This is a genomic window from Pseudomonas sp. Ma2-10, assembly GCF_054330215.1.
Genome location: NZ_JBTEYL010000017.1, coordinates 54,094 through 81,090, shown reverse-complemented (window position 1 = coordinate 81,090; position 26,997 = coordinate 54,094). Strand labels below are relative to the sequence as shown.

The following is a 26,997-nucleotide window of genomic DNA, read 5'->3' as shown; positions in this document are numbered from 1 at the left end:
ATGTCTGCCACCTATCGCGATGTTTTGCGTGCAGCGCTGCTTTACCTTCTGGTTTCTGTAGGTTGGCTGTTGTTCAGCGGCCATTTATTGAACCGTTTCTTCGATGGCTCTGCTGAGCTAATGCGATGGCAACTGATCAACGGTTATGCCTGGGTGGTATTCAGTGCCGGTTTGATTTTTCTCGCCCGGGCGCGATTGTTCCGTTGCCTGGGCATCGGCGCAAAATTGCGTGAGCGCATTGAAGACCACGAGCGTCTGCGTCAGGCGGCCGCGGTGTTCGATTGCACGCGTGAAGGGGTGCTGGTCACCGACAACAAAGGGTTGATCGTCCATGTAAACCGGGCATTCATGGCAATCACCGGCTATCAGGACGAGGAGGTGCTCGGCCAGCGCCCCAGCCTGTTCAAGTCCGGTCATCATCCGCCGGCTTTCTACCAGGCGATGTTCGCGACACTCAACAGTGCCGGTGAATGGAGCGGGGAAATCTGGAACCGCCGCAAAAGCGGCGAGATCTACCCGCAGTGGCAGACCATCGCGTCATTGACGATGAGAGGGGGCGGCGCAGCCATTACGTGGCCGTGTTTTCCGACATTAGCGCAATCAAAAACTCCGAACATGAACTGGCGCACCTGGCTCACTTCGATCCGCTGACCGACCTGCCCAACCGCTTGCTGTTCACCGACCGCACTGAGCAGGCCCTGGCTTCGGCACAGATCCACAAGCGCGGCTGCGCGTTACTGATGATCGATCTTGACCACTTCAAGATGATCAACGACAGCCTTGGGCATAGCATTGGGGACCAACTGCTCAAGGGCGTGGCCGAGCGTTTGAAAGCGATGGTCGATCCGGGAATCACGCTGGCACGCCTCGGCGGTGACGAGTTCGCCGTGCTGGCTGAAAGCTGTCCGCAAATGGTGCACGCGGCGGCGCTGGCTCAGCGGATCATCGATGGCCTCAAAGAGCCGTTCCAGATCGACGGGCATCAGTTGTTTGTCAATATCAGCGTCGGTATCAGCCTGTTCCCCGGCTGCGCCTTGAGTGCCGAGCAGCTGTTGCGTAACTCCGATTCGGCGCTGTTCAAGGCCAAGAGTGCAGGCCGCAATGGCTACGCCCTCTATACCGAAGAGTTGACCGCCCATGCCCAGAAACGGGTCGAGACGGCATTCGAATTGCGCCGTGCGCTGGAGCAGCAGGAGCTGCGGGTTTATTACCAGCCGGTTCATGACCTCAAGACCCGTCGCGTGATCGGCGTCGAGGCATTGGTGCGCTGGGAGCATCCGCAGCGAGGGTTGGTGTCGCCGGCAGAATTCATTCCCATTGCCGAACGCACCGGGCTGGATCCTGCCTGTCTGGAGCTGGAAGTGACTGAGAGCGCTGTGATGGATGATCAGGAAGTCGCGCTGGCGCAGATGCACAGGTTGCGTGAATTAGGCGTTCGGCTGGCCATCGATGACTTCGGTACAGGCTATTCGTCGTTGCTGCGTCTCAAGCGGATGCCGGTACAGAAACTCAAGATCGATCAGGGCTTCGTTGCGGGGTTGCCGTGGGATGAGGATGACGTGGCGATTGTGCGGGTGATCATTGCGCTGGCCCAGAGCATGGAGATGCAGGTTCATGCCGAGGGGATCGAGCAGGTCGAGCAGGTCGAGCAGGCGAGTTTCCTGCTCGAACACGGCTGCGATCTGGGGCAGGGGTACTGGTTTGGGCGGCCGGTGCCGGCCGGGCAGGTGGATTGGGACCGGAGTCCACAGATTCTCCAGCACTGACCATTCTTTTGGTTATATAAAAATTCTTAAATAGTCTTTTTAAGAATATCTGCGTTTACCTACTATTGCTCTCACGCCGCAAGCTGTCTCGCCACTGGCAGGCAGCTTCTCGTTGAAGGAGCAGCACCCTGAGCGCATTCCTGCGTGGCGTTGGCGGCCAGGACGAAGGTGGTCCAGATCGAACGCAAAGAGAAATTCCGGTTGCAGAACCCAAGCAACACACCGATAGCCGCACACCATAAGAAAAAGCCAACACCATCAGCATTCCAGGAGCGTTCACCATGTCGTCGATTCGCCATTTCGCTTTGGCTGCCTTGGCCAGCGCCCTTTTTGCTGGCTCCGCGGTTGCCAAGGATTACGAATTGCTCAACGTGTCGTACGACCCGACTCGCGAGCTGTATCAGGACTACAACGCTGAGTTCATCAAGCTCTGGCAGAAAGACCACGCTGGCGACAGCGTGAAAATCCAGCAGTCCCACGGCGGTTCGGGCAAGCAGGGGCGGGCAGTGATCGACGGTCTGCGTGCCGACGTGGTGACCCTGGCCCTGGCCGGTGACATCGACGAAATCGCCAAACTCGGCAAGGCCCTGCCGGCGGATTGGCAGAAGCGTCTGCCGGAAGCGAGCACGCCTTACACCTCGACCATCGTATTCCTTGTGCGCAAGGGCAACCCTAAAGGCATCAAGGACTGGGGCGACCTGACCAAGAACGGCGTGGAAGTCATCACCCCAAACCCGAAAACCTCTGGGGGCGCACGCTGGAATTTCCTCGCTGCCTGGGCCTATGGCCTGAAAGCCAATGGCGGTGACGAAGCGAAAGCCAAGGAATACGTGCAAACCCTGTTCAAACACGTGCCCGTGCTGGACACCGGTGCTCGCGGTTCGACCATTACCTTCGTCAATAACGGTCAGGGCGACGTGTTGCTGGCCTGGGAAAACGAAGCCTTCCTGGCCCTGAAAGAAGACGGTGGCGCTGACAGGTTCGACATTGTCGTGCCTTCGCTGTCGATCCTCGCCGAACCGCCGGTAGCCCTGGTCGACAAGAATGCCGAGAAAAAGGGCAACACCGAGATCGCCGAAGCGTACCTCAAGCACCTGTACAGCCCGGCCGGCCAGGAAATTGCGGCAAAAAACTTCTATCGGCCACGTGACAAGGGTATCGCCGCCCAGTACGCCAAACAGTTTCCGACACTGGACCTGGTGACCATCGACAAGGACTTCGGCGGCTGGAAAACCGCTCAACCGAAATTCTTCAATGACGGTGGCGTGTTCGACCAGATCTATCAGGCGCAATAACCTGAGATAAGCCATAAGCGAGCGTTCTCAACCAAGGACTTTTATGTCGCGCCGTATCTCCCCCGTCATACCCGGCTTCGGGCTGACGCTGGGCTACACTTTGGTGTACCTCAGCCTGATTGTGCTCATTCCACTGGCGGCGATGTTCGTGCATGCCGCTCAACTCACCTGGGGCCCGTTCTGGGCAATTATCTCGGCGCCACGGGTGCTGGCGGCGTTGAAGCTCAGCTTCGGCACCGCGCTCTATGCCGCGATCATCAACGGCATCATCGGCACGCTGCTGGCCTGGGTGCTGGTGCGCTACACGTTCCCCGGTCGCAAGATCATCGACGCGATGATCGACCTGCCGTTCGCGCTGCCCACTGCCGTGGCCGGTATCGCGCTCACTGCGTTGTACACCCCCACAGGATTGGTGGGTCAGTTTGCAGCGGACCTGGGTTTCAAGATCGCGTATACCCCTCTCGGCATCACCCTTGCCCTCACTTTTGTGACACTTCCATTCGTGGTACGTACCGTACAGCCAGTATTGGCTGATATCCCTCGTGAAGTGGAAGAGGCCGCGGCGTGCCTGGGTGCAAAACCGTTGCAGGTTTTCCGCCATATTCTGGTGCCCGCGCTGCTGCCAGCCTGGTTGACCGGTTTCGCGTTGGCCTTTGCTCGTGGGGTCGGCGAGTACGGTTCGGTGATTTTCATCGCCGGCAACATGCCGATGAAAACCGAGATCCTGCCGCTGCTGATCATGGTCAAACTCGACCAGTACGATTACACCGGCGCCACGTCCATTGGTGTACTGATGCTGGTGGTTTCCTTCGTCCTGTTGCTGCTGATCAACTTGCTGCAGCGGCGTATCGAAACCCCATAAGAAGGCGCCAATATGTCCCAATCGTCTATTCGCGCCGCTTCCTCGGCCAACGCCGCCCGCCGTGGCAGTGCCACTTCGCGGCGAATCCTGATCAGCCTTGGCTGGTTGGTTTTTGCGCTGTTTCTGTTGCTGCCACTGTTCATCGTGGTGTCCCAGGGGCTGAAAAATGGCCTCGGTGCGTTCTTCGCCGCGATCTTCGAGCCCGACGCTTTGTCGGCCCTGAAACTCACGGTGATCGCCGTGCTGATTTCAGTTCCGCTGAACCTGGTGTTCGGTGTCAGCGCTGCATGGTGCGTGAGCAAGTACTCGTTCCGTGGCAAAAGTATGCTGGTCACGCTGATCGACCTGCCGTTCTCGGTCTCACCGGTAATCGCCGGTCTGGTCTATGTGCTGATGTTCGGTGCCCAGGGCATTTTTGGTCCGTGGTTGCAGGACCATGACATTCAGATCGTCTTCGCCTTGCCGGGCATTGTGCTGGCGACGATCTTTGTCACCGTGCCGTTCGTGGCGCGCGAGCTGATCCCGCTGATGCAGGAACAAGGCACGCAGGAAGAAGAGGCCGCGCGTCTGCTCGGGGCCAATGGCTGGCAGATGTTCTGGCACGTCACCGTTCCCAACATCAAATGGGGCCTGATCTACGGCGTGGTGCTGTGTACGGCGCGGGCCATGGGTGAGTTCGGTGCGGTGTCGGTGGTGTCCGGGCACATTCGTGGGGTGACCAACACCCTGCCGCTGCACGTCGAGATCCTCTACAACGAATACAACCACGTGGCCGCGTTCGCCGTGGCGAGCCTGTTGCTGATCCTGGCGCTCTTCATCCTGCTGCTCAGGCAGTGGAGCGAAAACCGCATTAACCGCCTGCGCGCCAGCGCCGCGGAGGAATAAGTCATGTCGATTGAAGTGCGTAACGTCAGCAAGCATTTTCACGCGTTCAAGGCGCTGGACAACATCAGCCTGGACATTCAAAGCGGCGAGCTCGTGGCGCTGCTTGGCCCGTCGGGTTGCGGCAAGACCACGCTGTTGCGGATCATCGCCGGTCTCGAAACGCCGGATCAGGGCAGCATCGTGTTTCACGGTGAAGACGTTTCCGGCCACGACGTGCGTGATCGCAACGTCGGTTTCGTGTTTCAGCACTACGCGCTGTTCCGCCACATGAGCGTGTTCGACAACGTCGCGTTCGGCCTGCGCATGAAGCCGAAAAACCAGCGCCCGAGCGAAAGCCAGATCGCGGTGAAAGTCCACGAATTGCTGAACATGGTGCAACTGGACTGGTTATCCGATCGCTACCCCGAACAACTCTCCGGCGGTCAGCGTCAACGTATTGCTTTGGCTCGTGCCTTGGCGGTAGAACCGAAAGTCCTGCTGCTCGACGAACCCTTCGGCGCCCTCGACGCCAAGGTCCGTAAGGAACTGCGGCGCTGGTTGGCGCGGCTGCACGAAGACATCAACCTGACCTCGGTGTTCGTGACTCACGACCAGGAAGAAGCGATGGAAGTCGCCGACCGCATCGTGGTGATGAACAAGGGCGTGATCGAGCAGATCGGCTCGCCGGGCGACGTCTACGAAAACCCGGCCAGCGATTTCGTTTATCACTTCCTGGGTGACTCGAACCGGTTGCATTTGGGTGAAGACAACCCTGTGCTGTTCCGTCCTCACGAAGTGTCGCTGTCGCGTCATGAGCTGGAGGATCACCACGCGGCCCAGGTGCGGGATATTCGTCCGCTGGGTGCGACGACACGGGTGACGCTGAAGGTCGAAGGCCAGAGCGAATTGATCGAAGCTGAAGTGGTGAAAGATCACGACAGCCTGATCGGGTTGGCGAAGGGCGAGACGCTGTTCTTCAAGCCGAAGGTCTGGCAAAACGTCGCCAACATTTAAAGCCCGAGCTTCGTCGGAACGCCGCCCGGAGCCTGCTCGCGAATGCGATCTACACAGCAGCATGCTTGGGGTTGACCCGCACCGAACCCACCCGCGTCTCGATCTGCTCTTTGAGGTCATGCCGCAACCCCGGCAAAAACGCTAGCTCAACCACCACAAACAACGGCCCAGTAACGTCACGACAGACCACCAACCAGATTCTCAAGGACTTGCAGGGGCAGGAAATCCTGAATCTTAAGTAGGGTGCGATCGAGATTCTGGATGTGCAACGACTGCGCAAGTTGGCGATTAATTAAAACCCGGCGGTAGTGGTGGGCTTTGGACGCGAAGACGCCTAGCCTGTGATGACGACAATCGAGGTGTGCCATGCGTGTGTTGTTAGTGGAAGACGAACCCGAGACCGCCAAACTCCTGGCCAAGGGCCTTAGCGAGGCAAGCTATTCAGTCGATGTGGCGGCCAACGGCATGGCCGGCCGTCGTTTCATCGAGTCGGGCGAATACGAGTTGATCATCCTCGACGTGATGCTGCCGGGGCTCAATGGCTGGCAGTTGCTGCAACAGATCCGCAAGCTTGGCGAAACGCCGGTGCTGTTCCTCACCACTAAGGACGGCATCGAGGATCGCCTGCGCGATCTGGAGTTGCATGAGGATGATTACTTGCTCAAGCCGTTTGCCGTGAGCGAGTTGGTGAAGCGGGTGCGCAAGTTGTTGCGCAGGGATCGGGGGCGCTGAGACCGGGGCCGATCAGGGCGGGTGCGCAAATCAGACGGGCTCTGGCCTATGACATCGTCACGACGTCGGTCTACATCAAGGCAGACAGCCTGGCATTGCGGTCAGGCGGACCAAAGGCGTGGCCCAAATACAAAATGCTAATGCGTTTTGGTCGGTCGGCTTGCAACCTGACCGAGGGGCGGTGCAATGAATTGCGGCAGCAAGTCGTTCATGGAATGGATGTCGCGCTGGCGGAAATGGTTGATGACATCAGGGAAAATGGCGCAGCGTGGTCAAAAGCTGATTAACGCAACCCATCCCGAAACTGCCCCGGTGTCATCCCCGTCCAGCGCTTGAACGCGCGGCTGAAGCTGCTCGTATCTGCAAATCCCAGCAGGTAGCTGATTTCGCTCAACGAGCATTGCGGGTCGCGCAGATGCAGCAGCGCCAGGTTCTCGCGGCTTTCGTTGAGCAGCGTATCGAACCGGTAACCCTCGTCGGCCAGATGCCGTTGCAGGCTGCGCAAACTCAGGTGCAGGGCTTGGGCGATGTGTTCGGCGCTGGGTTCACCTTCCGGCAATTGCTCTTCAATGGCGTCGCGAACCTTTCGTTCCCAGGTCAGGGGTTTGAGTTGTGCGAGGGTGCGATTGAGCACGGTTTGGTTGTGTTCGGCCAGTTCCGGGTTGGCGTCGTCCAGGTGGCTGTCGAAGTCGACGACGGCGAATTCCAGTCGGTCTTCATCGGCGGCGAAGTACACCGGTGAGCGGAAGACTTTGTGCCATTGATGCGGGTCCGCCGGCTCGGGGCGGCGCAGATACACCGCCAGCGGGGCGTAATCACGGCCCAGACGATTGCGGCAGGTGCGCACGTAAATCGCCGTGAACGCGTCGATGGCCTCAAAGGCCGGGGCCGGATTGCCGGGCGGGATTTTCAGACGGAAGCGGTAGCGGTCCTCGGCGCGGGTCAGTTCCAGTTCCAGGGCATCGCTGACCACTTGGTGATAGCGCACGATGCGCTCGAACACTTCTCGCAGACTGCCACTGGCCACCAGCGCATAACCGAGCGCGTGAAATGTGGTGGGGCTGACGAAGCGCGATACCCGCAAACCAATCGCCGGGTCGCCGCTGACCTGCACCGCGATTTCCCACAGGCGCGTGGTGCCGGACAACGGGTAACGGGCGTTTGGGTCGTCCATCAGTTGCGGGTCGAGCCCCGCCTGTTGGCACAGGGCGGTGCTGTCGAGGCCCAGGGCATCGAGTTGCTTGCGCAGGGCGCGGGTCCAGCTGGCGAGGGAGGTCGGTTCAGTCATGCTGATTGGCGCTTCCGGTCAACAGGTTGGCGTTCACGGCTACCGCTTTGCGAGGGTTCACAAGGCAGGATGCGCACCTCAATAACCAGAGGATGGAAGCATCCACGGTACTTCTGCAAGTCCCCAGCGACTGAATGCAGCCCAGCGCCCAGGGCATATTCGCCAAGGGGTGCTGGCCAAGGGGGCCGAAGGGCGTCAGCGCTACCCGATTCTCAATCATCAGGACGCCCGAATCGATGTGGGCGCCCGTCATCAATCTGGCCCAAAGGGGCGATACGTTGTGACGCAAGCAAGGTTGTTTGGCGGTCCTTTTTTTGTCTATTGAAAATCATCGTATATTCCTTATGGTTCTTAGTAAGTGAATTTTTATTCCTTAGTGAATATAACTCTCCTCCCTATACTTGCTCAGGAACAGGCACACAGCAGGAGAGCGCCGCCATGCGCAACGAATCAATTCGCTACCTGATTGTGCCGGGCTGGCAAGGATCGCCAGACGATCATTGGCAAAGCCATTGGCAGAACCGCCTGCCCAACAGCGCGCGGGTGGAGCAGGCCGACTGGCTGACGCCGCGTCGTGAAGACTGGGTTGCGGCACTGGCTGAGGCGATTGCCGCCGACAGCACGCCGGTGATCCTGATCGCCCATAGCCTGGGTTGCATCACTGTCGCGCATTGGGCGGCCACTGCGCCCATGCAGTTTTTGCGTCAGGTTCGTGGCGCCTTGCTGGTTGCCCCGGCGGACGTCGAGCGTGCGACCTGCGCACCGGCCCTGCGCAATTTCGCACCGATTCCAGCCTACCTGCTGCCGTTCCCGAGTCAGGTTGTCAGCTCCGATAACGACAGTGCTGTGAGTACATCGCGTGCATTGGAACTGGCACGTCACTGGGGCGCCGAGGCGGGAATTTTGTCGGGGGCCGGACATCTCAACGTGAAGTCCGGTCACCAACGCTGGGAGCAGGGCTTTGCCTATCTCTATCGCCTGCAAAACCGGATGGGACGCTCTACCACTACCTCAGCGAAGGCCGACTCGAACTGCCGGCCTTGCGTAAATGGGTGGGCGATATTCTGTCGCTGTCCAGGCGCCGCTGCCGAGCGATCTGCACACAAGCATTTGCTCGACAGCCTGACGCAGACGCTGTAGCGATCTGTATGAACGAAATGGAATATGAAAGTGAATAAAAGATATTGTTCGGGAATAAAAAATCCCGGTATTGTCCGCGTCACGCCAGCGATAGCACTTCACTGGCACTTGAACTAAACAAGCCGTCGTCGATGACGACCGTGATTTTCGATAAGGACACTGCATGAAGAAGGTTCTGTTGTTCACCGCATTGGCGGCTGCCCTGACCACGGGCCTGGCCCAGGCTGGCGAGAAACTGGTGGTTGCGGCGACCCCGGTTCCACACGCCGAGATTCTGGAGCTGATCAAACCCATCCTCGCCAAAGAAGGCGTGGACCTGGAAATCAAAGTCTTCACCGACTACGTTCAGCCGAACGTGCAAGTTGACCAGAAGCGTCTGGACGCCAACTACTTCCAGACCCTGCCGTATCTGAAAAGCTTCAATGAAGGCAAAGGTACCAATCTGGTGACCGTGATCGGCGTGCACGTCGAACCGTTCGGCGGCTACTCGAAGAAAGTCAAAACCCTGGCTGAACTGAAAGACGGCGCAACCATCGCGATCCCGAACGAAGGCAGTAACAGCGGCCGCGCCCTGATCCTGCTGCAGAAGGCTGGCCTGATCGAGTTGAAAGACCCGAAAAACGCGCTGGCCACCCCGAAAGACATTGCCAAGAACCCGCACAACTTCAAGTTCAAGGAACTGGAATCGGCCATGCTGCCGCGTGTTCTGGATCAGGTCGACCTGGACATGATCAATACCAACTACGCGCTGGAAGCAGGTCTGAATCCGGCTAAAGACGCGCTGGTGATCGAAGGTGCAGATTCGCCTTACGTGAACTTCCTGGTGGCTCGTCCGGACAACAAGGACAGCGTAGCCATCCAAAAACTGGCCAAAGCGTTGACCAGCCCGCAAGTGAAAGCATTCATTGAGAAGAAGTACAGCGGCGCGGTATTGCCGGCGTTCTGATTCGCGCGGTAAACCCCTTCAAGGTTTCAATGCCGACGGCTGATATAGCGTCGGTGTGATCGTTCCCACGCAACGTGGGAACGACTGTCTTAGGCCGCCTGCGCCTTCAAAGCCCTGCGTAACGCCACCAACAATTTCACGATGTCCTGCGGATCCAGTCGCTGCGGTACTTTTACGCCAGCCATTTTCTCTTCCCTGTGATGGTTCGGCCGGGGAAGCTTCCTGCTGCGTGGCGCGCGATTCTGTCCTATTGTCGACGTCATCGTGCGCCAGGCTTTATTTCAAACCGTGAGGCGCACTCTATGAACCCTGTTCTACGCTCACAGTCGTATCGTCACTGGCACGAACGTACAACGCAAAGGAGGCTGCATAGTGGGTCCCGGATTGAAAACAGCGGTTGGCCTGAGCCTCCTTGTCCTGCTGAGCGCTTGTGGCGATAAAAAGCCGGTCGAAAAGGAGCGTCCGCGGGTATTCGTGCAAGAGGTAAAACCTGCGAATTACGCGGCGACAGTGACCTTGACCGGCGATGTTCAGGCGCGGGTCCAGACCGACCTGTCGTTCCGCGTTGCCGGCAAGATCATCCAGCGTACAGTCGATGTCGGTGATCGGGTTTCGGCTAAACAAGTGCTGGCCAAGCTCGATCCCAAGGAGCTGCAAACCAGTGTCGACTCGGCCCAGGCGCAGGTTGTTGCCGAACAGGCCCGAGTCAAACAGACCGCCGCTGCTTTCGTTCGCCAGCAAAAACTCCTGCCCAAGGGCTATACCAGCCAAAGTGAATACGACTCCGCCCAAGCCGCCTTGCGCAGCAGCCAAAGCGCTCTGACAGCTGCCCAGGCGCAACTGGCCAATGCTCGTGAACAACTGAGCTACACCGCGTTGGTCGCTGACGCGCCGGGGGTGATTACCGCCCGCCAGGCTGAGGTTGGCCAGGTGGTGCAAGCCACTGTGCCGATTTTCAGCCTGGCCCGGGACGGCGAGCGCGACGCAGTGTTCAACGTCTACGAATCGCTGCTGACAGAGCCACCGGAGGGTAAAACGGTGGTCGTCAGCCTGCTCGACAAACCTGAGATCAAAACCACCGGCACCGTTCGGGAAATCACCCCGGCCGTCTCCGCGCAAACGGGCACGGTGCAGGTCAAAGTCACTCTCAACGGACTACCGGAAGGCATGCAGCTCGGTTCGGTGGTGAGTGCCACGGCCAAGACGCCGGGCAAGTCGGCGGTCGAACTGCCCTGGTCGGCACTGACGAAAAACCTCAGCGACCCGGCCGTGTGGGTGGTGGACGGCGAGGGCAAGGCACAGCTGCACACCGTCACGGTCGGTCGCTACTTGACGGGTAAAGTGATCATCAGCGCCGGCCTGAAGGGGGGCGAAAAAGTCGTCATCGCTGGCGGCCAGTTGCTGCACCCAGGCGTGAAGGTGGACATCGCCGAAAACACCTATAAGGATTTATCCGCGGGAGCCCAGCCATGAAGCGTCTGTTACTGGTATGCGCCGGTTTGATGCTGGTGGCCTGCTCGAAAAAGGAACCGCCGCCGGAGCCTGTGCGCCCAGTGCTGTCCATCAAGGTCCAGGCGCTGGATGAAGAAAGCCTGGGCCGCTTCGCCGGCAGCATTCAGGCCCGGTATGAAAGCAATATCGGCTTCCGGGTGCCGGGACGCATCGCCAGCCGTAATGTCGATGTCGGTGCCGAAGTCGATCAGGGGGCGTTGCTTGCCACGCTCGATCCCACCGATCAGCAGAACCAGTTGCGCTCCGCTCAGGGTGATCTGGCCAGCGTTCAGGCGCAACTCATCAACGCCCAGGCCAACGCCCGGCGTCAGCAAGAGTTGTTCGATCGCGGCGTGGGTGCCCAAGCGCAACTCGACGTTGCACAGACCGATCTCAAAACCACCCAGGCCTCCCTCGATCAAGCGAAGGCTGCGGTCGATCAGGCCAAGGACCAGCTCAACTACGTCGAACTGCGCGCCGATCACAAAGCCGTGGTCACCGCGTGGAACGCCGAAGCCGGGCAAGTCGTCAGCGCCGGCCAGCAAGTGGTGACCCTGGCGCAGCCGGACATCAAGGAAGCGGTGATCGATCTGCCGGATACGTTGGTCGACCCGTTGCCGCAGGACGTGGTGTTCCAGGTTGCTGTCCAACTCGACCCGAGCACCACCACCACAGCCATCGTTCGCGAAATCGAACCCCAGGCGCAAAGCGCGACCCGCACCCGTCGTGCCCGCCTGACACTGACCGACACGCCACCGGGGTTTCGCCTGGGCACGGCGATCAGCGTGACCCTCAGCTCCGCGATCAAACCGCGTATCGAACTGCCCCTGACTGCGCTCCAGGAGGTCGATGGCAAACCGCGGATCTGGGTCATCGACCCGCAGACTCAAACCGTTTCCCCACGAGACGTCAGCCTGATCAGCCGCACTGATTCAACGATGGTCCTGGCGAACGGCGTGAAGTCCGGCGAGCGAGTGGTCAGTGCTGGCGTGAATAGCCTGAAACCAGGGCAAAAAATAAAAATCGCTGAGGACAGCCCGCAATGAAAGGGAGCTTCAACTTATCCGAATGGGCCCTCAAGCATCAGTCGTTTGTCTGGTATTTGATGTTCGTCGCGCTGCTGATGGGTGTGTTCTCGTACCTGAACCTCGGCCGCGAGGAAGACCCGTCGTTCACCATCAAAACCATGGTGATCCAGACCCGGTGGCCGGGCGCGACCCAAGAAGAAACCCTCAAGCAGGTCACTGACCGGATCGAGAAAAAACTCGAAGAGCTCGACTCGCTCGACTACGTGAAAAGCTACACCCGCCCCGGCGAGTCGACGGTCTTCGTTAATTTGCGTGATACCACCAGCGCCAAGGACATTCCGGAAATCTGGTATCAGGTGCGCAAGAAGATCAACGACATTCGCGGCGACTTCCCTCAAGGCTTGCAAGGGCCGGGATTCAACGATGAATTCGGTGACGTGTTTGGCTCGGTGTACGCCTTTACCGCCGATGGTTTGTCGATGCGCCAATTGCGCGATTACGTCGAGCAGGTCCGCGCCGAAATCCACGAAGTACCGGGGTTGGGCAAGGTCGAGATGATCGGCGAGCAGGATGAAGTCCTCTACCTGAACTTCTCCACCCGCAAACTGGCGGCACTGGGTATTGATCAGCGCCAGGTGGTGCAGAGCCTGCAATCGCAGAACGCGGTGACACCGGCCGGTGTGATAGAGGCCGGTCCCGAGCGGATTTCCGTGCGGACTTCGGGGCAGTTTGCCTCCGAGAAAGACTTGGAAAACGTCAACCTGCGACTCAACGACCGTTTCTACCGTTTGGCCGACATCACCGAGATCAGCCGTGGCTATGTTGACCCGGCGACGCCGGAGTTCCGCTTTAACGGCCATCCTGCCATCGGCCTCGCCATTGCGATGAAGAAGGGCGGCAACATTCAGGTGTTCGGCCAGGCGTTGCACCAGCGCATGATCGACCTGACTGCCGATCTGCCGGTGGGCGTCGGCGTGCACAACGTTTCCGACCAGGCCGAAGTGGTCGAAAAAGCCGTCGGCGGCTTTACCAGCGCACTGTTCGAAGCGGTGGTGATCGTGCTGATCGTCAGCTTCATCAGCCTCGGCGTACGTGCCGGTCTGGTGGTGGCGTGTTCGATTCCGCTGGTGCTGGCGATGGTCTTCGTTTTCATGGAATACAGCGGCATCACCATGCAGCGGATTTCCCTCGGCGCGCTGATCATTGCGCTTGGGCTGCTGGTGGATGACGCGATGATCACCGTCGAGATGATGGTCACGCGCCTGGAAATGGGCGAGACCAAGGAGCAAGCGGCCACGTTCGCTTACACCTCGACGGCGTTTCCGATGCTCACCGGTACGTTGGTGACGGTGGCCGGTTTCGTGCCCATCGGCTTGAACGCCAGTTCGGCCGGCGAGTACACCTTCACGCTGTTCGCGGTGATCGCGGTGGCCATGATCGTGTCGTGGATTGTCGCGGTGCTGTTCGCCCCGGTGATCGGCGTGCACATTCTCAGCGCCAACGTGAAACCTCACGACGCAGAACCGGGACGCATCGGTCGGGCGTTCAATTGCGGCATGCTCTGGGCCATGCGCAATCGCTGGTGGGCGATCGGCATTACCGTCGCGCTGTTTGTTGCCTCGGTATTTTCCATGCAGTTTGTGCAGAACCAGTTCTTCCCGTCCTCGGACCGTCCGGAAATTCTTGTCGACCTGAATCTGCCGCAAAACGCCTCAATTGCCGAAACCCGCAAGGCGGTGGACAAGCTAGAGGCGACGCTCAAGGGCGACCCGGACATCGTGCGCTGGAGCACCTACATCGGCGAAGGTGCGATCCGATTCTACCTGCCCCTCGACCAGCAATTGCAGAACCCGTACTACGCGCAACTGGTGATCGTCAGCAAAGGGCTCGAATCGCGTAACGCGCTAAGCCAGCGCTTGCGAGAGCGGCTGCGCAAGGATTTTGTCGGTATCGGCAGCTACGTCCAGGCGCTGGAAATGGGCCCGCCAGTGGGTCGGCCAATTCAGTACCGGGTCAGCGGCAAGGACATCGATCAGGTGCGTAAACACGCCCTTGCCCTGGCCACTGAACTGGATAAAAACGCGCACATCGGCGAGATCATTTACGACTGGAACGAACCGGGCAAAGTCCTGCGCATCGACATCGCTCAGGACAAGGCGCGGCAATTGGGGCTGTCGTCGGAAGACGTGGCCAATCTGATGAACAGCATCGTGGTCGGTGCGCCAGTGACTCAGGTCGATGACGATATCTACCTGATCAATGTGGTGGGGCGTGCGGTAGACGCCGAGCGGGGCACCCCGGAAACCCTGCAGAATTTGCAGATCGTCACGCCGGGCGGCACGTCGATTCCGCTGCTGGCGTTCGCCTCCGTGCGTTATGAACTTGAGCAGCCGCTGGTCTGGCGCCGCGACCGCAAACCGACCATCACTATCAAGGCTGGGGTGCGCGATGAGATTCAGCCGACCGATCTGGTGAAACAACTCCAGCCCGACATCGATAAATTCGCCGCCAGTTTGCCGGTGGGCTACAAGGTCGCCACAGGCGGCACCGTCGAGGAAAGCGGCAAGGCCCAGGGGCCGATTGCCAAGGTCGTGCCGTTGATGCTGTTTTTGATGGCGACCTTCCTGATGATCCAGCTGCACAGCGTGCAGAAGCTGTTCCTGGTGGCCAGCGTCGCGCCACTCGGGCTGATCGGCGTCGCGCTGGCGCTGATCCCGACGGGCACGCCGATGGGTTTTGTTGCGATTCTGGGGATTCTGGCGCTGATCGGCATCATCATCCGCAACTCGGTGATTCTGGTGACGCAGATTGATGCCTTGGAGAAGGACGGTCATGCACCGTGGGATGCGGTGGTGCAAGCCACGGAACATCGTCGCCGGCCAATTCTGCTGACGGCAGCAGCGGCGAGCCTGGGGATGATCCCGATCGCCCGGGAAGTGTTCTGGGGGCCGATGGCGTACGCGATGATTGGCGGGATTATTATTGCGACGTTGCTGACGCTGCTGTTTTTGCCGGCGCTTTATGTGGCTTGGTACAAGATTCGCGAACCGAAAAAAGAAGCGCAATAGTTGATGCGTTGATCGCTCCCGAGTGACGCTTGGGAACGGTCCTACTTACATGGCTGGTGCGTTGCTGTACGGTCCCTTTTCAAATGGAGGAGGGACTTTGATGTCATCGATGACCTATTGTCTGCGCTATGTGCTGTTGCTCGGCGCTCTGTTGTTTTCATCCCTGACGCTGGCCGGCAGTGTGCTGGAAAATTCGCTATGGCGCGTCGAACTCGATCCCGCCACGCTGGCCATCCGCGTCATTCCTGCAGAAAATTTGCCAGTGCAGGCCTCGTCGGGCGTTACGGGGCACAAGGTCAGCGACCTCAAGCAACGCGCCAATCGCATGGACTGGCAGTGGGATGACGGCGCCTGGACGCTGAGTGCCCTCCTCGATGAGCGTGACCTTTCCCTGTCCATCACGGCCCGTGACCCCGGTGAGCTGAGCTTTCTAAAACAGCCCGGCAGTTCTATGGGCAAAGGACTGATCTTGCCGCTGGCCGAGGGGCATTACGTGCCTGCCGGCGATCCGCTGTGGCAAACCTTTCTGCTCGATCAGGGGGCGTTCAATACCACCCAAGACCTGAGTTTGCCGCTGTGGGGTACTGATCACGGTGGCTTCACGCTGAACTGGCTGATGACCAACCCTTACAACAATCGCTTGATCTTCAGCGCCGAAAACAACAACACCCTTGCTCTGACTGTCCATCATCAATTCACCTCCCTTGAGCCCAATGCACCGCTAACTTTCAAGCTGTCGTTGGGTGATGTCGATCTGTTGGCGGGTGCCAAGCGCTATCGCAAATGGTTGGTCGACAGCGGGCAATACGAAACCTTGAGCGACAAACTGCTGAAGACTCCCGAAGCCAAAAAGCTCCTGGGAGCCAGTCATGTTTATCTGTGGGGTAACGACCTGCTCGGACTGGACGATGTTCGAAGCTGGCCCGCTTTGCTCAAAGGGTTGCGCGGTAACGGTGTACTGGCCAGCGAGTTACGTAGCAGTTTTGACGCTGAAAGTACGCAGTTATTGGCCCGGGCTGAGCCACCGCTTGATCGTTACCAGCAAGTCACGTTGCTACGTAACCTCAATGCGGCGCTCAACAAGAAGGCACGCAGCGGCTGGCAGTCTGTCGTCGAACCGGACATGCAAAAATTGGCTGACGGCTACGGCTTAATACGTGCAGAGCTGGCCGTGGCGTTCTCCGATGCTATGACGGCACTACCGGAACGCTGGGGCAATACCTTGTCACCAACGACTATCGAACAACTGAAAGCCGCGGGCTTGTCGCGATTATGGTTAGGCCTTGGCGAGGGTTGGGAAGGTGGTCTCTGGCACCCTGAAACGGTGCGTCAAGGCGTTGCCGCAGGCTACCTGGTGGCGCCTTATGATTCCTATGAGACGGCACTGACCGTCACGGATAACCCGGACTGGACCACCGCGCATCTGGGCTCCAGAGCCAATCAGGAATGTGCGATTGTGTTGGAAACCGGGGCATTCAAAAGCGGGTTCCAGCAATCGGGGCATTACACCGTGCCGCGTTGTGTTCGACCATTGCTTGAGGCGCGCATCAGGGCTGTACAAAGCAAGGCCGGGTTCAATAGCTGGTTTCTAGATGCCTACGCCACCGGCATGCTGTTCGACAGTTACCGTGTGGGAGCGACCATGACTCAGGTGCAAAATGCCGAGGGCAACATCGACGCCTCGCGCTGGGTCAATGAGACGTTGCAGCTACCGACCGGCTCCGAGGATGGCAATGCCACCACGGCCCAAGGTGTACTGTTTGCCCATGGGATGCAGACACCGGTGATCGGCTGGGGCGATGCGGACATGAGCAAGAATCCGAAGTCACCCTATCATCTGGGCCGCTGGTTTCCTAATGAACAGCCGCAGGTTTTCTTCAAAACCGTGCCACTCAAGGAGCCTTACCGCACGGTTCACTTTGCTCCGCAAACGCGCTTGCCGCTTTATCAGGCGGTGTTCCATGGCTCGGTGATCACCACCCATCATTGGCTGTTCGACAGCCTTAAGTTGAGCAATGTGCGCGCCGAGAATGAGCTGACTCAATTGCTCTACAACGTGCCGCCGCTGTATCACCTGAGTGCGGCGACGCTGAAGCAGCGGTTGCCGGTGATTGCTCGTCAGGATGTTTTCTTCCGCCCGCTGCATGAGCGTCTGGCGACTCAGGCGATGACAGATTTTCGTTGGCTGACTGAGGATCGTCAGGTACAGCAGACAACGTTCGCCGATGGCACCAGACTGGTGGCGAACTTTGATTTACGCGAACGTGAAATTGATGGGCGACAACTGGCCGATCGAAGCATCACCGCGTTTGACGCGAATGGTGGAGTGGCAACCTATCAAGTTGCCGTGCAACGTTAGAAAACCTTCGCGAGCTTGCTCGCGATTGCGTCCTGATAGGCTACGCCGGATTACGCCAAACACTCGCCAGCCAAGCCTGCTGCTCGCGCGGCAACCCCGCCGGCCGGTAGTAATGCTCCAACTCTACAAACCCCGCCGCCGTCAGCAATTGCTGCCACGTCTCAAGATCGTGATATGCCCCATAACGAGGCCCATTCCATCCCTCCTGGTTCTCGCCACGCGGATTGGAACTGAACAACACCCCGCCCGGCTTCAAAGCCCCGCGCAATTGCGTCAACACCCGAGGCAATTCCTGACGCGGAATATGAAACAACACCGCATTGGCGAAGATCCCGTCAAAGCGCTCGGCCGGCAAATCCAGCTTCAGAAAATCTTGCTGCCAGACCTCACAGCCACTGTCTTCGCGCGCCATTTGCGCAAACTTCTCCGAGCCATCAAGCCCGACAGCGGTATGGCCCATGCGCGTGAAGGTTTGCAAATCACGCCCCGGCCCACAGCCAAAGTCGAGAATGTCGAACGGTGCCTCCCCCTGCACATGCCGCAGCAGCGCATCAATGTTCTGGCGGACATCATGATCGCGAGTCCCTTCGCGAAAACTGTCAGCCACAGAGTTGTAATGGCCCAGGGTGGTGGAGGTGATCTGATCGAGGTCGGTGGGGGTCTGTTTCATGGTCGGCTGCGCAGGCAATGTGAGTTCGCCGAATATACGCCATGAGGCAGAAGGCTGCTGCGCAGCCATCGCGAGCCTGCGACAAGGACCTCAGTGTTTGCGGGGTTCGGCGGCCATGAGCACGTCTTTCGGCCGGGCCTTCAAATAGGGATTGGCGCAACCGATCTTCAGCCGACGCGGTGGTGCCCAGCGGGAGTTGTTGCCCACTCGGTCGAGGATGCAGTAAGTCACTTCCAGCCGCAGGTCTTCGCCGGCTTCGAGAATGATCGCCGGCGGCACCCAGACCTGGATCGGCTGGCCGACATCGCCGGCCTTGAGTCGTGGCAAATCCATGCGCACATCGCCCCAGCGCAGGGTTATTTCGTCATCGGCGGCCATGTTCAGGTAAGGCTCGATGGTCAACGGAACGCCGCGTTTGATCTGGTTCGGATTGACTCCCTGACGGCGAATGGTCTCGGGGATATTCACAGGCTCCAGACTCTGGTTTTCATCGTCGCACAGCGCAGACGGTAGGCCACCGGGGCAGTCGAGTTTGATTTGCAGCCGTCTGATGGCTGACAGGGTTGGTCCTTGCCCGATCTGCATGATCCGGTAGTGAACGCGCGAGGTGCCATTGGCGATGAAGCTTTGGGGCACACGCAGTTGGACCGGTTGGCCGACATCGTCGGCCGTCAGCACTCTGGAGGCCACGTAGCAGTTGTCCCAGAACAGTTCGATCAGGTCGCCTTCGTCCATGCCGGAGTAGGGCGCCACATCGATCAGCAAGCGCGCCGCCGAGGTGATGTTGATGCAGGTTTTGTGAGATTGCGCCAGGGTCGGGGCCGCAAGTTCGGGTTTGTTCGAAGTGCTTGTCATGGGGTTTCTCCTTGAAGCCTTGCAGCGAAAGTCCGTTTCTGAAAGTTCGAAAGGCGTGAATTATCGAGCAACAAAACTGCTCACTATTTGTGAAGTTAAATAATGAATGCGTGCAAGGTTAAACGCCTGTTGAGACTAGATAAGAGTGCGCTTGAATAGGTGTCAATAGAGAGGATTAGTTAAGTATGGGATCTAGTGTTATTCAGAAAATTCCTACGCTTCGAGGTTAATAAACTGCACCGCCTTGTCGGATTTGACCTTGTTTTATGGGGTTTCAGTGCGCTACTGAGAGCGAAGCCCGGTTCGGTGAGGGCGCTGGTTTGGTGAATTTTAGGCGAGATTATTCTGTTGCAGGACATATATATGTACCGCACACAGCTATAAAAATTATCTGTTGTTCAGGTAAGTTAATAAAAGAAGAGGGCGCAGCGAGGGGTTTTATTAATGGGGGTGGTTGTCACTTCCTTCCGTGGAAGTTAACAAGTAGTGAGGCGATGTTTCAGTGGTGAGCGTTATTCAGAAACTTGCTGAGGAACTGCTTCGTGCGCTCTTCTTTCGGATTGGCAAACAGCGCTTTGGCTTCGCCTTGTTCGACGATCACTCCCTTGTCGAAAAACACCACGCGGTTCGCCACGTCCCGGGCAAAGCCCATTTCGTGGGTGACGATGACCATGGTGCGTCGCTCTTCAGCGAGGCTGCGGATGGTCGCCAGCACTTCACCCACCAGCTCCGGGTCGAGGGCTGAGGTGGGTTCGTCGAACAGAATCACTTCCGGCTCCATCGCCAGCGCGCGGGCAATCGCCACACGCTGTTGCTGACCACCGGAAAGGCGTCGCGGGTAAGCATCTTCCTTGCCCGCCAGGCCAACCCGGGCCAACAGCTTTTTGCCCAGGGCAACGGCTTCGGCGCGTGGGATTTTTTTCACCACGATCGGGCCTTCGATGACGTTTTCCAGGGCGGTGCGATGGGGAAACAGATTGAAGCTCTGGAACACGAAACCCACGTGCTGGCGCAAACGTCGCACCAGACCTTGCTGCTGGTTCAGCGGACGGCTGCCATCGATCTCGATGTCACCGACCTTGATCCGGCCGCTGGTGGGTTCTTCCAGAAAATTCAGGCAACGCAGGAACGTGGTTTTACCCGAGCCGCTAGGCCCGATGATCGCCACCACCTCGCCTTCCTTTACCTCCAGATCGATGCCGTTGAGCACCACTTGACCCTTGAACTGCTTTGTCAGTTTTTCCACGACAATCATTGGGTCAGGACTCCAGATCGTGCCGATTGACCCGTGCTTCCAACTGGTTCTGCAGGTGCGAAAGCACCGTGGCCAGAATCCAGTAGATCAGCGCGGCGGCCAGGTACATGGTGAAAATTTCAAAGGTACGGGCGGTAATCAGCTGCGCCTGACGGAACAGTTCCGGCACCTGAATAGTGGCTGCCAGCGCGGTGTCCTTCACAAGCGAAATGAAGCTGTTGCCCAGCGGTGGCAGGGCCGTGCGCATCGCTTGCGGCAGGATGGCCCGGCGCAGCGTTTGCGCACGGGTCATGCCGATACTCGCGGCGGCTTCCCACTGGCCACGTTCGATGGAGCTGATCGCGGCACGCAGGATTTCGCAGGCATAGGCCGCCATGTTCAGCGAGAAGCCGATCAGGGCTGCCGGCAACGGATCAAGTTCGATGCCCAATTGCGGCAAGCCGTAATAGATCACGAACAGTTGCACCAACAACGGCGTGCCGCGAAAGAACGACACGTAGATGCGGGCAATCCAGCTCACCAGTTTGAAGCGCGACAGGCGCATCAACGCCAGACCAAACCCCATCACCAGGCCGAAGAACATCCCGCCCAGGCTCAGAATGACCGTGTAGTACGCGCCCTTCAGCAGGAAGGGCGCGGAATCCAGCGCGAGTTGGAAAGCTTCTTCCATTATTGAGTGACGTCAGCGCTGAAGTATTTTTCCGAAAGCTTGGTCAGCGTACCGTCGGCACGCAGCTTGTCGATCGCCTTGTTAACGGCCGCCAGCAGCTCCGGCTCGCCTTTGCGCAGGGCAACACCGGCTTCCTGACGGGAAAACGCTTCGCCGGCGGCGGTGGTGTCCTTGGCTTTCTTGGCGTATTCCAGCGCGGCGAGGCGGTCGATCAGGATGGCATCGATGCGGCCAACGCGCAGATCCTGGAACTTGGTCGGATCATCGTCATAGGTCTTGATGATAGCGTTTGGCTGATTGACCTTGAGCCACTGCTCGTAGTTGGTGCCCAGGCCTACACCGACTTTCTTGTCGGCCAGATCGGCGGCAGACTTGATGTTCAGCTCCGCAGCCTTCTTGGTCAGCACCAACGCCTGAATCCCGGAAACGGTGTAAGGCTCGGAGAAGTCATACTTCTTCTTGCGCTCTTCGGAGATGGTCACCTGGTTGATCACGGCGTCCAGACGTTTGGATTCCAGCGCCGCGAGGATGCCGTCCCATTTGGTGGGTTGCAGTTTGACCTTCACGCCCAGCTCTTTGGCCAGGGCTTCGGAAAATTCGACTTCGAAGCCGGCCAGCTTGCCGTCGGCGTCGACGAAACTGAACGGTGGGTAAGTGCCTTCCAGACCAATATTGATCACGCCAGCGTCTTTGATTTTTTGCAGCTGCTCACCGGCAACCGCTTGCCCCATCAGGCCGGCGCTCAGCGCGAGGCCCAGCGAACCTACCAGCAGATTTCGTCGTAGTGCGGAAAAATTCATGACAAGCCCCTGTGTACTCTTATGAAGACGCTTTTAGGAATGTTGGCAAATTCGGGATTTGAACGGCTGCAATATCCTGCCCTAAAGCATCGTATGCGTCTCGCTGCAAATTCGCCTGCGGCGTGACTATATGATGGCGTCTTTAGATTGGTAAATAATGAATAGTCAGTTTGTTATTCTTTTTTGAGCTAAGCGATCGTTCTCACCACCCACCTGCGTGGGAACGATCGGCTACAAAAAGTCTTTGTAGGCAAACAGTGCCGGCGCGCCGCCGGTGTGCAGGAAGATGATCGGGCCGTCATTGAAGCGCTGGCGCCCGATGCCATCGAGCAAACCCGCCATGGCCTTGCCGGTATAAACCGGGTCCAGCAGCAAACCTTCCTGACTCGCCAGCAGCTTCACGGCGGCCAGCGTCCCGGCATTCGGTTCGCCATAGCGCGGACCGAAATATTCGTCCCACAGTTCGACCTTGAAACTCGCTGGCACGCTCACGCCCAGCAGTTCCGCAGTGCGTTCGGCGAGGCCCTGGACTTTCGGGCGCTGGTCTTCGTCGCTGCGAGAAACCGTGACACCAATCACCGGCAAATCCGGCAATGCTTCACTCAACGCCACCGCCAGGCCGCTATGAGTCCCGGCGCTGCCCGAAGCCAGAACCACGGCCGCAAATGTCAGCCCGGTGTCCTTGATCTGCTCGGCCAATTCCAACCCGGCGCGCACATAACCCAAAGCGCCCAATGCGTTGGAGCCACCAATCGGCACCCGATACGGCTTCTTGCCGTTGTTGCGTAGGCGATCGCACAAGGCTTGCAGTTGTTCGTCGGCGTTGTCGAGGTTTTCCACCAACTCGACCTTGGCATCGAACAGGTCCAGCAACAGTCGATTGCCGTTGCCGACATAGTTAGCGTCGTCGGTACCCAGGGGGTTTTCCAGCAGGGCAACGCAGCCCAGGCCAAGCTTGGCCGCAATGGCGGCCGTCTGGCGCACATGGTTGGACTGAAGCGCGCCAGCGGTGATCAAGGTGTCGGCGCCTTGTGCCAGTGCATCGGCCGCCAGGTATTCGAGCTTGCGCAGCTTGTTGCCGCCCATCGCCAGCGGCGTCAGGTCATCACGCTTGACGTACACATCGCGGCCCAACCAGGCCGACAGGCGTTCGAGTTTTTCCAGGGCCGTGGGGTGACCGAGCAGGTCGAGGCGGTTAAAGCGGGCAAGCTGTTGTTTGATCATGGGGTCCGTACTGGCGGAGGGAGATGACAGGACTATAGGCACGCCTATTTAGCGGGGCAACTGCCAATCGCCTTATGCCAAAAAGTGCTGAGCACAGCACAATCGGTTCTTAGTTTAGCCTCCAGAGCCTGCCGTGAAGTAATCGCGGTTAACGCGGCCAGACAAACCTGGGACCGGTGGATTTACGCGACAAGAGTGAAGACTTCTACGTCGGCCACACGCCATACCCTTACTTGCGCTAGCGTACGAACAGTGCCAGCGAACCTTGCGATTAGTCCTTAGCACCCTATTCATGTTTAACTTGAACACTCGATCAAGTTAAACCGCCGGTTTGCTGCCCGCTCACCGCAGGAGGCTAGCCTATGCCGAGTCCGTTATTAATTGCCCTGTTTCACTCCTTTGAGGTGCACCTTTCATGAGCGCATCGCCCATCCCCGCTAGCGGTCAGGTCCGCATGAATCCGCCGGTGTTTTACTTCTCGGCGACGTTCATTCTGCTGTTCGGCATCATCGTCATCGCCATGCCTGAACAAGCCGGCGCCTGGCTTCTGGAGGCGCAAAACTGGGCGGCCAATACGGTCGGCTGGTACTACATGCTCGCGATGACGCTGTACCTGCTCTTCGTGGTGGTCACCGCCTTGTCGGGCTACGGCAAGATCAAGCTCGGTGCCGACCACGACGAACCCGAATTCAGTTATTTGTCCTGGGCCGGCATGCTGTTCGCGGCCGGCATCAGCATCACGCTGTTTTTCTTTTGCGTGTCCGAACCGCTGACCCATTTGGCGCAACCGCCGCAAGGCGAAGCGGGCACGGCGGATGCAGCGCGTCAGGCGATGCAGGTTCTGTTTTTGCACTGGGGCCTGCACGGCTGGGGTGTGTTCGCTTTCGTCGGCATGGCGCTGGCTTATTTTGCCTACCGCCATAACCTGCCGCTGGCCCTGCGTTCGGCGCTCTATCCGCTGATCGGCAAACGCATCAACGGCCCGATCGGTTACGCGGTGGACGGCTTCGGCATCATTGCCACGGTGTTTGGCCTTGGTGCCGACATGGGCTTTGGCGTGTTGCACCTCAACTCGGGTCTGGACTATCTGTTCGGCATCGCTCACACCCAGTGGATTCAGGTCGGCCTGATCACGGTGATGATGGGCGCGGCGATCACCGTCGCGGTGTCTGGCGTCGATAAAGGTGTGCGGGTGATGTCCGACATCAACATGCTGCTGGCCTGCGCGCTGTTGCTGTTCGTATTGTTCGCCGGCCCGACCCAGCACCTGCTCAACACCCTGATCCAGAACATTGGCAACTACCTCGGCGCCTTGCCGATGAAGAGTTTTGACCTGTATGCCTACGACAAACCCAGCGACTGGCTGGGCGGTTGGACGGTGTTCTACTGGGCTTGGTGGATCGCATGGTCGCCGTTCGTGGGCCTGTTCATCGCACGGATTTCCCGTGGCCGGACCATCCGCGAATTCGTCTTCGGCGTACTGTTGATTCCGCTCGGTTTCACCCTCGCGTGGATGTCGATCTTTGGCAACAGCGCCATTGATTTAGTCCTCAACCATGGCATGAGCGCGCTCGGTATGTCGGCCATCGATAACCCATCGATGACCCTTTACCTGCTGCTGGAAACCTATCCGTGGAGCAAAACCGTCATCGCGGTCACGGTGTTCATCAGCTTCGTGTTCTTCGTCACCTCCGCCGACTCCGGCACCGTGGTGCTGTCGACACTGTCTGCCAAGGGCGGCAACCCCGACGAAGACGGGCCGAAATGGCTGCGGGTGTTCTGGGGTGCGATGACGGCGCTGGTAACCAGCGCGCTGCTGTTCTCCGGCAGCATCGATGCGCTGAAGTCAGCGGTGGTGCTGACCTCGTTGCCGTTCTCGATGATCTTGCTGTTGATGATGTGGGGGTTGCACAAGGCGTTCTACCTGGAGTCGCAGAAGCAGATCGCGCAACTGCATTCGCTGGCACCGGTATCCGGATCGCGGCGTGGCGGCTGGCGTCAACGCCTGAGTCAGGCCGTGCATTTCCCGTCACGGGATGAGGTCTATCGCTTCCTCGAGACGACGGTGCGCCCGGGGATTGAAGAAGTCTCGGCGGTGTTCGTCGAGAAGGGCTTGAACGTGGTCACTCAGCCGGACCCGACCAACGATAACGTCAGCCTGGAAATTGGTCATGGCGAAGAGCATCCGTTTATCTATCAGGTGCAGATGCGCGGCTACTTCACGCCGTCCTTCGCCCGTGGGGGCATGGGTTCCAAGGAACTCAATAACCGTCGTTATTACCGGGCCGAAGTGCATTTGAGCGAAGGCAGTCAAGATTACGATCTGGTGGGTTACACCAAGGAGCAGATCATCAACGACATCCTTGATCAGTACGAGCGGCACCTGCAGTTCTTGCATTTGGTGCGTTGATCGAGAGCCGATGGCGCCGGGGGCCTTTTCAGGTCTTGGCGCTCAACACCCCCGAGCACCGTTAATCTTCCATAACGGTCAGGTAGAACGCCGAAGCCATACGCATACACGGCGTTCGACAAACTGTAGGCCGTGACAAAAAGAGTGACGCTTTCAGGTCGGACAGCCACGTCTCGACCTGTCGGCGGGAGGATAGGCCCGAGCAGTAGTTCATCGGCGCCGACGAGAAACGCGATGAAAAATAAGGCTACGTTTCGGACCCATACCCTGCTGCCTCCTTACCCAGGTGTTGTAGCGGGTCGCTGTTTTAGCGTTGTGCAGAGATCAGCACCATCATCGGTCGCTCCACCTCTTCAGCCAACGCCGGGGTCACCACCATCTGCTCCGCACTTGGCCCCCACTCATTCATATGGCGAAGGGTAAAGCCTGCGGCCATCAGCGCGTTCAACAGGGTGCCCAAGGTTCGGTGGTATTTGATTACCCCGTCCGCCAGCCAGTTGCTAACGCGTTGACCTTCGTTTTGATAATTGTTGACTACCCAAGACCGTTGGCCCTCACTATCAGTGAGCCAGCCTTGACGCACTGGGCACGTGTAAATCGGGTGTTCGGTGGTAAAGACCAGCCATCCCCCTGGTTGCAGAGCTTGATGGATGGCGGTCAGTAGCGGTGCGAGGTCGGGCAAGTAATGCAATGTCAACGAGCTGTACACCAGATCGAACTCTTGACTGGGCAGGGCGAGCTGCTCGAGGTCGCCGAGCCGGTAACTGATGCCGGGGTCATCGGTTAGCTCCCGCGCACGGGCCAGCATTTTCTCGGACACATCGACACCAATCACTTCGGCGGCTCCTGCAGCTCGTGCGCTGCGGCAAAACCAGCCGTAGCCGCAACCAAGGTCTATGACCCGTTTGCCGGAAAGGTCTGGGAGCACGGCCTGGATAGAGGCCCATTCGGGTGCTCCACCCAAACCGAACTGCGAGCGTGGCAGCTGGGCGTAACCGTCGAAGAAGGCTTGGTCGTCGTAGATATTCTGAGACATGATGAACTCCTGAAGATGCCTGGATAGCCTCAAAAAAAAGGCAAAAAAAACGAGCAGGGAATGCCCTGCTCGCTCTATGGAGCTGCCACGAGGCAGCTCAAACGAAAAGGGCCGTGGATGAATTATCATCCACAGCCCTTAGATCAATCGCCATACACCAATAAACCTCCGTCCATACGAACAAGGCCTTCAAGTATCATGGCGATGAATGAAAGGAGGTTAAA

The 26,997-nt window shown here is 58.7% G+C and carries 19 protein-coding genes and 5 pseudogenes; 16 read left to right on the top strand and 8 right to left on the bottom strand.

All coding sequences use genetic code 11. From position 1 onward, the window contains the following. The 8 genes and pseudogenes from ACXPVS_RS19310 to ACXPVS_RS19275 form a co-directional block, all read left to right on the top strand. Window positions 1-1,766: pseudogene (locus ACXPVS_RS19310) on the top strand (putative bifunctional diguanylate cyclase/phosphodiesterase). A gap of 281 nt (window positions 1,767-2,047) precedes the next feature. After that, window positions 2,048-3,061 (top strand): sulfate ABC transporter substrate-binding protein, encoded by a 1,014-nt coding sequence (locus ACXPVS_RS19305; protein WP_458511356.1) that lies wholly within the window; start codon window positions 2,048-2,050, stop codon window positions 3,059-3,061. A gap of 43 nt (window positions 3,062-3,104) precedes the next feature. Continuing rightward, the gene (gene cysT, locus ACXPVS_RS19300; RefSeq protein WP_458511355.1) at window positions 3,105-3,923 is read left to right on the top strand and encodes a sulfate ABC transporter permease subunit CysT; all 819 of its coding nucleotides are present in this window, start codon (window positions 3,105-3,107) and stop codon (window positions 3,921-3,923) included. 12 nt (window positions 3,924-3,935) lie between these two features. Next, window positions 3,936-4,808 carry a sulfate ABC transporter permease subunit CysW gene (gene cysW, locus ACXPVS_RS19295; protein WP_458511354.1) on the top strand — a complete coding sequence of 291 codons (873 nt, stop codon included), beginning with the start codon at window positions 3,936-3,938 and terminating at the stop codon, window positions 4,806-4,808. A gap of 3 nt (window positions 4,809-4,811) precedes the next feature. Beyond that, window positions 4,812-5,801, top strand: coding sequence for a sulfate/molybdate ABC transporter ATP-binding protein (locus ACXPVS_RS19290; protein WP_458511353.1), 990 nt, complete (start codon window positions 4,812-4,814; stop codon window positions 5,799-5,801). A gap of 176 nt (window positions 5,802-5,977) precedes the next feature. After that, window positions 5,978-6,043: pseudogene (locus ACXPVS_RS19285) on the top strand (hypothetical protein); the annotation flags it as partial. Between the two features lie 124 nt (window positions 6,044-6,167). Beyond that, window positions 6,168-6,533 carry a response regulator gene (locus ACXPVS_RS19280; protein ID WP_458511352.1) on the top strand — a complete coding sequence of 122 codons (366 nt, stop codon included), beginning with the start codon at window positions 6,168-6,170 and terminating at the stop codon, window positions 6,531-6,533. A gap of 23 nt (window positions 6,534-6,556) precedes the next feature. Continuing rightward, window positions 6,557-6,790 (top strand): annotated as a pseudogene (locus tag ACXPVS_RS19275) (type II toxin-antitoxin system HipA family toxin); the annotation flags it as partial. 26 nt (window positions 6,791-6,816) lie between these two features. Here the strand turns inward: ACXPVS_RS19275 and ACXPVS_RS19270 are convergent. Next, the gene (locus tag ACXPVS_RS19270; RefSeq protein WP_458511351.1) at window positions 6,817-7,821 is read right to left on the bottom strand and encodes an AraC family transcriptional regulator; all 1,005 of its coding nucleotides are present in this window, start codon (window positions 7,819-7,821) and stop codon (window positions 6,817-6,819) included. A 100-nt stretch (window positions 7,822-7,921) separates the two neighbouring features. On the opposite strand from ACXPVS_RS19270, the pseudogene ACXPVS_RS19265 reads away from it, so the two are divergent. The 7 genes and pseudogenes from ACXPVS_RS19265 to ACXPVS_RS19235 all read left to right on the top strand — a co-directional run. Then, a pseudogene (locus tag ACXPVS_RS19265) lies at window positions 7,922-8,050 on the top strand (fatty acid desaturase); the annotation flags it as partial. A 209-nt stretch (window positions 8,051-8,259) separates the two neighbouring features. After that, window positions 8,260-8,814: pseudogene (locus tag ACXPVS_RS19260) on the top strand (alpha/beta hydrolase); the annotation flags it as partial. Window positions 8,815-9,124: 310 nt separating this feature from the next. Then, the gene (locus tag ACXPVS_RS19255; protein WP_458511350.1) at window positions 9,125-9,907 is read left to right on the top strand and encodes a MetQ/NlpA family ABC transporter substrate-binding protein; all 783 of its coding nucleotides are present in this window, start codon (window positions 9,125-9,127) and stop codon (window positions 9,905-9,907) included. A 369-nt stretch (window positions 9,908-10,276) separates the two neighbouring features. After that, window positions 10,277-11,380 (top strand): efflux RND transporter periplasmic adaptor subunit, encoded by a 1,104-nt coding sequence (locus ACXPVS_RS19250; RefSeq protein ID WP_458511381.1) that lies wholly within the window; start codon window positions 10,277-10,279, stop codon window positions 11,378-11,380. Beyond that, window positions 11,377-12,444, top strand: coding sequence for an efflux RND transporter periplasmic adaptor subunit (locus ACXPVS_RS19245; protein ID WP_458511349.1), 1,068 nt, complete (start codon window positions 11,377-11,379; stop codon window positions 12,442-12,444). The genes ACXPVS_RS19250 and ACXPVS_RS19245 overlap by 4 nt, the downstream gene beginning before the upstream one ends. Then, complete coding sequence (locus ACXPVS_RS19240; protein WP_458511348.1) at window positions 12,441-15,494, top strand: efflux RND transporter permease subunit; 3,054 nt, start codon at window positions 12,441-12,443, stop codon at window positions 15,492-15,494. The genes ACXPVS_RS19245 and ACXPVS_RS19240 overlap by 4 nt, the downstream gene beginning before the upstream one ends. A gap of 100 nt (window positions 15,495-15,594) precedes the next feature. Then, window positions 15,595-17,853 (top strand): glycoside hydrolase, encoded by a 2,259-nt coding sequence (locus tag ACXPVS_RS19235; protein WP_458511347.1) that lies wholly within the window; start codon window positions 15,595-15,597, stop codon window positions 17,851-17,853. 40 nt (window positions 17,854-17,893) lie between these two features. Here the strand turns inward: ACXPVS_RS19235 and ACXPVS_RS19230 are convergent, their stop codons facing one another. The 6 genes from ACXPVS_RS19230 to ACXPVS_RS19205 all read right to left on the bottom strand — a co-directional run bounded on the left by ACXPVS_RS19230 (window position 17,894) and on the right by ACXPVS_RS19205 (window position 23,327). Next, window positions 17,894-18,523 carry a class I SAM-dependent methyltransferase gene (locus tag ACXPVS_RS19230; RefSeq protein WP_458511346.1) on the bottom strand — a complete coding sequence of 210 codons (630 nt, stop codon included), beginning with the start codon at window positions 18,521-18,523 and terminating at the stop codon, window positions 17,894-17,896. Between the two features lie 90 nt (window positions 18,524-18,613). After that, window positions 18,614-19,378, bottom strand: a complete 765-nt coding sequence (locus ACXPVS_RS19225; protein ID WP_458511345.1) for a hypothetical protein — start codon at window positions 19,376-19,378, stop codon at window positions 18,614-18,616. Window positions 19,379-19,877: 499 nt separating this feature from the next. Next, window positions 19,878-20,633, bottom strand: coding sequence for an L-cystine ABC transporter ATP-binding protein TcyN (gene tcyN / locus ACXPVS_RS19220; protein WP_458511344.1), 756 nt, complete (start codon window positions 20,631-20,633; stop codon window positions 19,878-19,880). Window positions 20,634-20,637: 4 nt separating this feature from the next. Then, a complete protein-coding gene (gene tcyL / locus ACXPVS_RS19215) occupies window positions 20,638-21,303 on the bottom strand; it encodes a cystine ABC transporter permease (protein ID WP_033058489.1) in 666 nt (221 codons plus the stop codon). Continuing rightward, complete coding sequence (gene tcyJ, locus ACXPVS_RS19210) at window positions 21,303-22,103, bottom strand: cystine ABC transporter substrate-binding protein (protein WP_458511343.1); 801 nt, start codon at window positions 22,101-22,103, stop codon at window positions 21,303-21,305. The genes tcyL and tcyJ overlap by 1 nt, the downstream gene beginning before the upstream one ends. A gap of 231 nt (window positions 22,104-22,334) precedes the next feature. After that, the gene (locus tag ACXPVS_RS19205) at window positions 22,335-23,327 is read right to left on the bottom strand and encodes a D-cysteine desulfhydrase (RefSeq protein ID WP_458511342.1); all 993 of its coding nucleotides are present in this window, start codon (window positions 23,325-23,327) and stop codon (window positions 22,335-22,337) included. 454 nt (window positions 23,328-23,781) lie between these two features. Here ACXPVS_RS19205 and betT point away from each other — a divergent pair, with 454 nt between their 5' ends. Then, on the top strand, window positions 23,782-25,737 hold the full coding sequence (gene betT, locus ACXPVS_RS19200; protein WP_458511380.1) for a choline transporter BetT: 1,956 nt from the start codon (window positions 23,782-23,784) through the stop codon (window positions 25,735-25,737). 307 nt (window positions 25,738-26,044) lie between these two features. Here the strand turns inward: betT and ACXPVS_RS19195 are convergent, their stop codons facing one another. Next, window positions 26,045-26,773 carry a class I SAM-dependent methyltransferase gene (locus tag ACXPVS_RS19195; protein WP_458511341.1) on the bottom strand — a complete coding sequence of 243 codons (729 nt, stop codon included), beginning with the start codon at window positions 26,771-26,773 and terminating at the stop codon, window positions 26,045-26,047. Window positions 26,774-26,997: the final 224 nt, after the last annotated feature.

What these genes read in the sequence shown, in the direction of transcription:
- tcyL (WP_033058489.1), bottom strand. Translation starts at nt 21,303, where the DNA reads ATGGAAGAAGCTTTCCAACTCGCGCTGGATTCCGCGCCCTTCCTGCTG.
- tcyJ (WP_458511343.1), bottom strand. Translation starts at nt 22,103, where the DNA reads ATGAATTTTTCCGCACTACGACGAAATCTGCTGGTAGGTTCGCTGGGC.
- ACXPVS_RS19305 (WP_458511356.1), top strand. Translation starts at nt 2,048, where the DNA reads ATGTCGTCGATTCGCCATTTCGCTTTGGCTGCCTTGGCCAGCGCCCTT.
- cysT (WP_458511355.1), top strand. Translation starts at nt 3,105, where the DNA reads ATGTCGCGCCGTATCTCCCCCGTCATACCCGGCTTCGGGCTGACGCTG.
- ACXPVS_RS19270 (WP_458511351.1), bottom strand. Translation starts at nt 7,821, where the DNA reads ATGACTGAACCGACCTCCCTCGCCAGCTGGACCCGCGCCCTGCGCAAG.
- betT (WP_458511380.1), top strand. Translation starts at nt 23,782, where the DNA reads ATGAATCCGCCGGTGTTTTACTTCTCGGCGACGTTCATTCTGCTGTTC.
- ACXPVS_RS19205 (WP_458511342.1), bottom strand. Translation starts at nt 23,327, where the DNA reads ATGATCAAACAACAGCTTGCCCGCTTTAACCGCCTCGACCTGCTCGGT.
- ACXPVS_RS19225 (WP_458511345.1), bottom strand. Translation starts at nt 19,378, where the DNA reads ATGACAAGCACTTCGAACAAACCCGAACTTGCGGCCCCGACCCTGGCG.
- cysW (WP_458511354.1), top strand. Translation starts at nt 3,936, where the DNA reads ATGTCCCAATCGTCTATTCGCGCCGCTTCCTCGGCCAACGCCGCCCGC.
- ACXPVS_RS19255 (WP_458511350.1), top strand. Translation starts at nt 9,125, where the DNA reads ATGAAGAAGGTTCTGTTGTTCACCGCATTGGCGGCTGCCCTGACCACG.
- ACXPVS_RS19245 (WP_458511349.1), top strand. Translation starts at nt 11,377, where the DNA reads ATGAAGCGTCTGTTACTGGTATGCGCCGGTTTGATGCTGGTGGCCTGC.
- ACXPVS_RS19290 (WP_458511353.1), top strand. Translation starts at nt 4,812, where the DNA reads ATGTCGATTGAAGTGCGTAACGTCAGCAAGCATTTTCACGCGTTCAAG.
- ACXPVS_RS19230 (WP_458511346.1), bottom strand. Translation starts at nt 18,523, where the DNA reads ATGAAACAGACCCCCACCGACCTCGATCAGATCACCTCCACCACCCTG.
- ACXPVS_RS19235 (WP_458511347.1), top strand. Translation starts at nt 15,595, where the DNA reads ATGTCATCGATGACCTATTGTCTGCGCTATGTGCTGTTGCTCGGCGCT.
- tcyN (WP_458511344.1), bottom strand. Translation starts at nt 20,633, where the DNA reads ATGATTGTCGTGGAAAAACTGACAAAGCAGTTCAAGGGTCAAGTGGTG.
- ACXPVS_RS19240 (WP_458511348.1), top strand. Translation starts at nt 12,441, where the DNA reads ATGAAAGGGAGCTTCAACTTATCCGAATGGGCCCTCAAGCATCAGTCG.
- ACXPVS_RS19280 (WP_458511352.1), top strand. Translation starts at nt 6,168, where the DNA reads ATGCGTGTGTTGTTAGTGGAAGACGAACCCGAGACCGCCAAACTCCTG.
- ACXPVS_RS19195 (WP_458511341.1), bottom strand. Translation starts at nt 26,773, where the DNA reads ATGTCTCAGAATATCTACGACGACCAAGCCTTCTTCGACGGTTACGCC.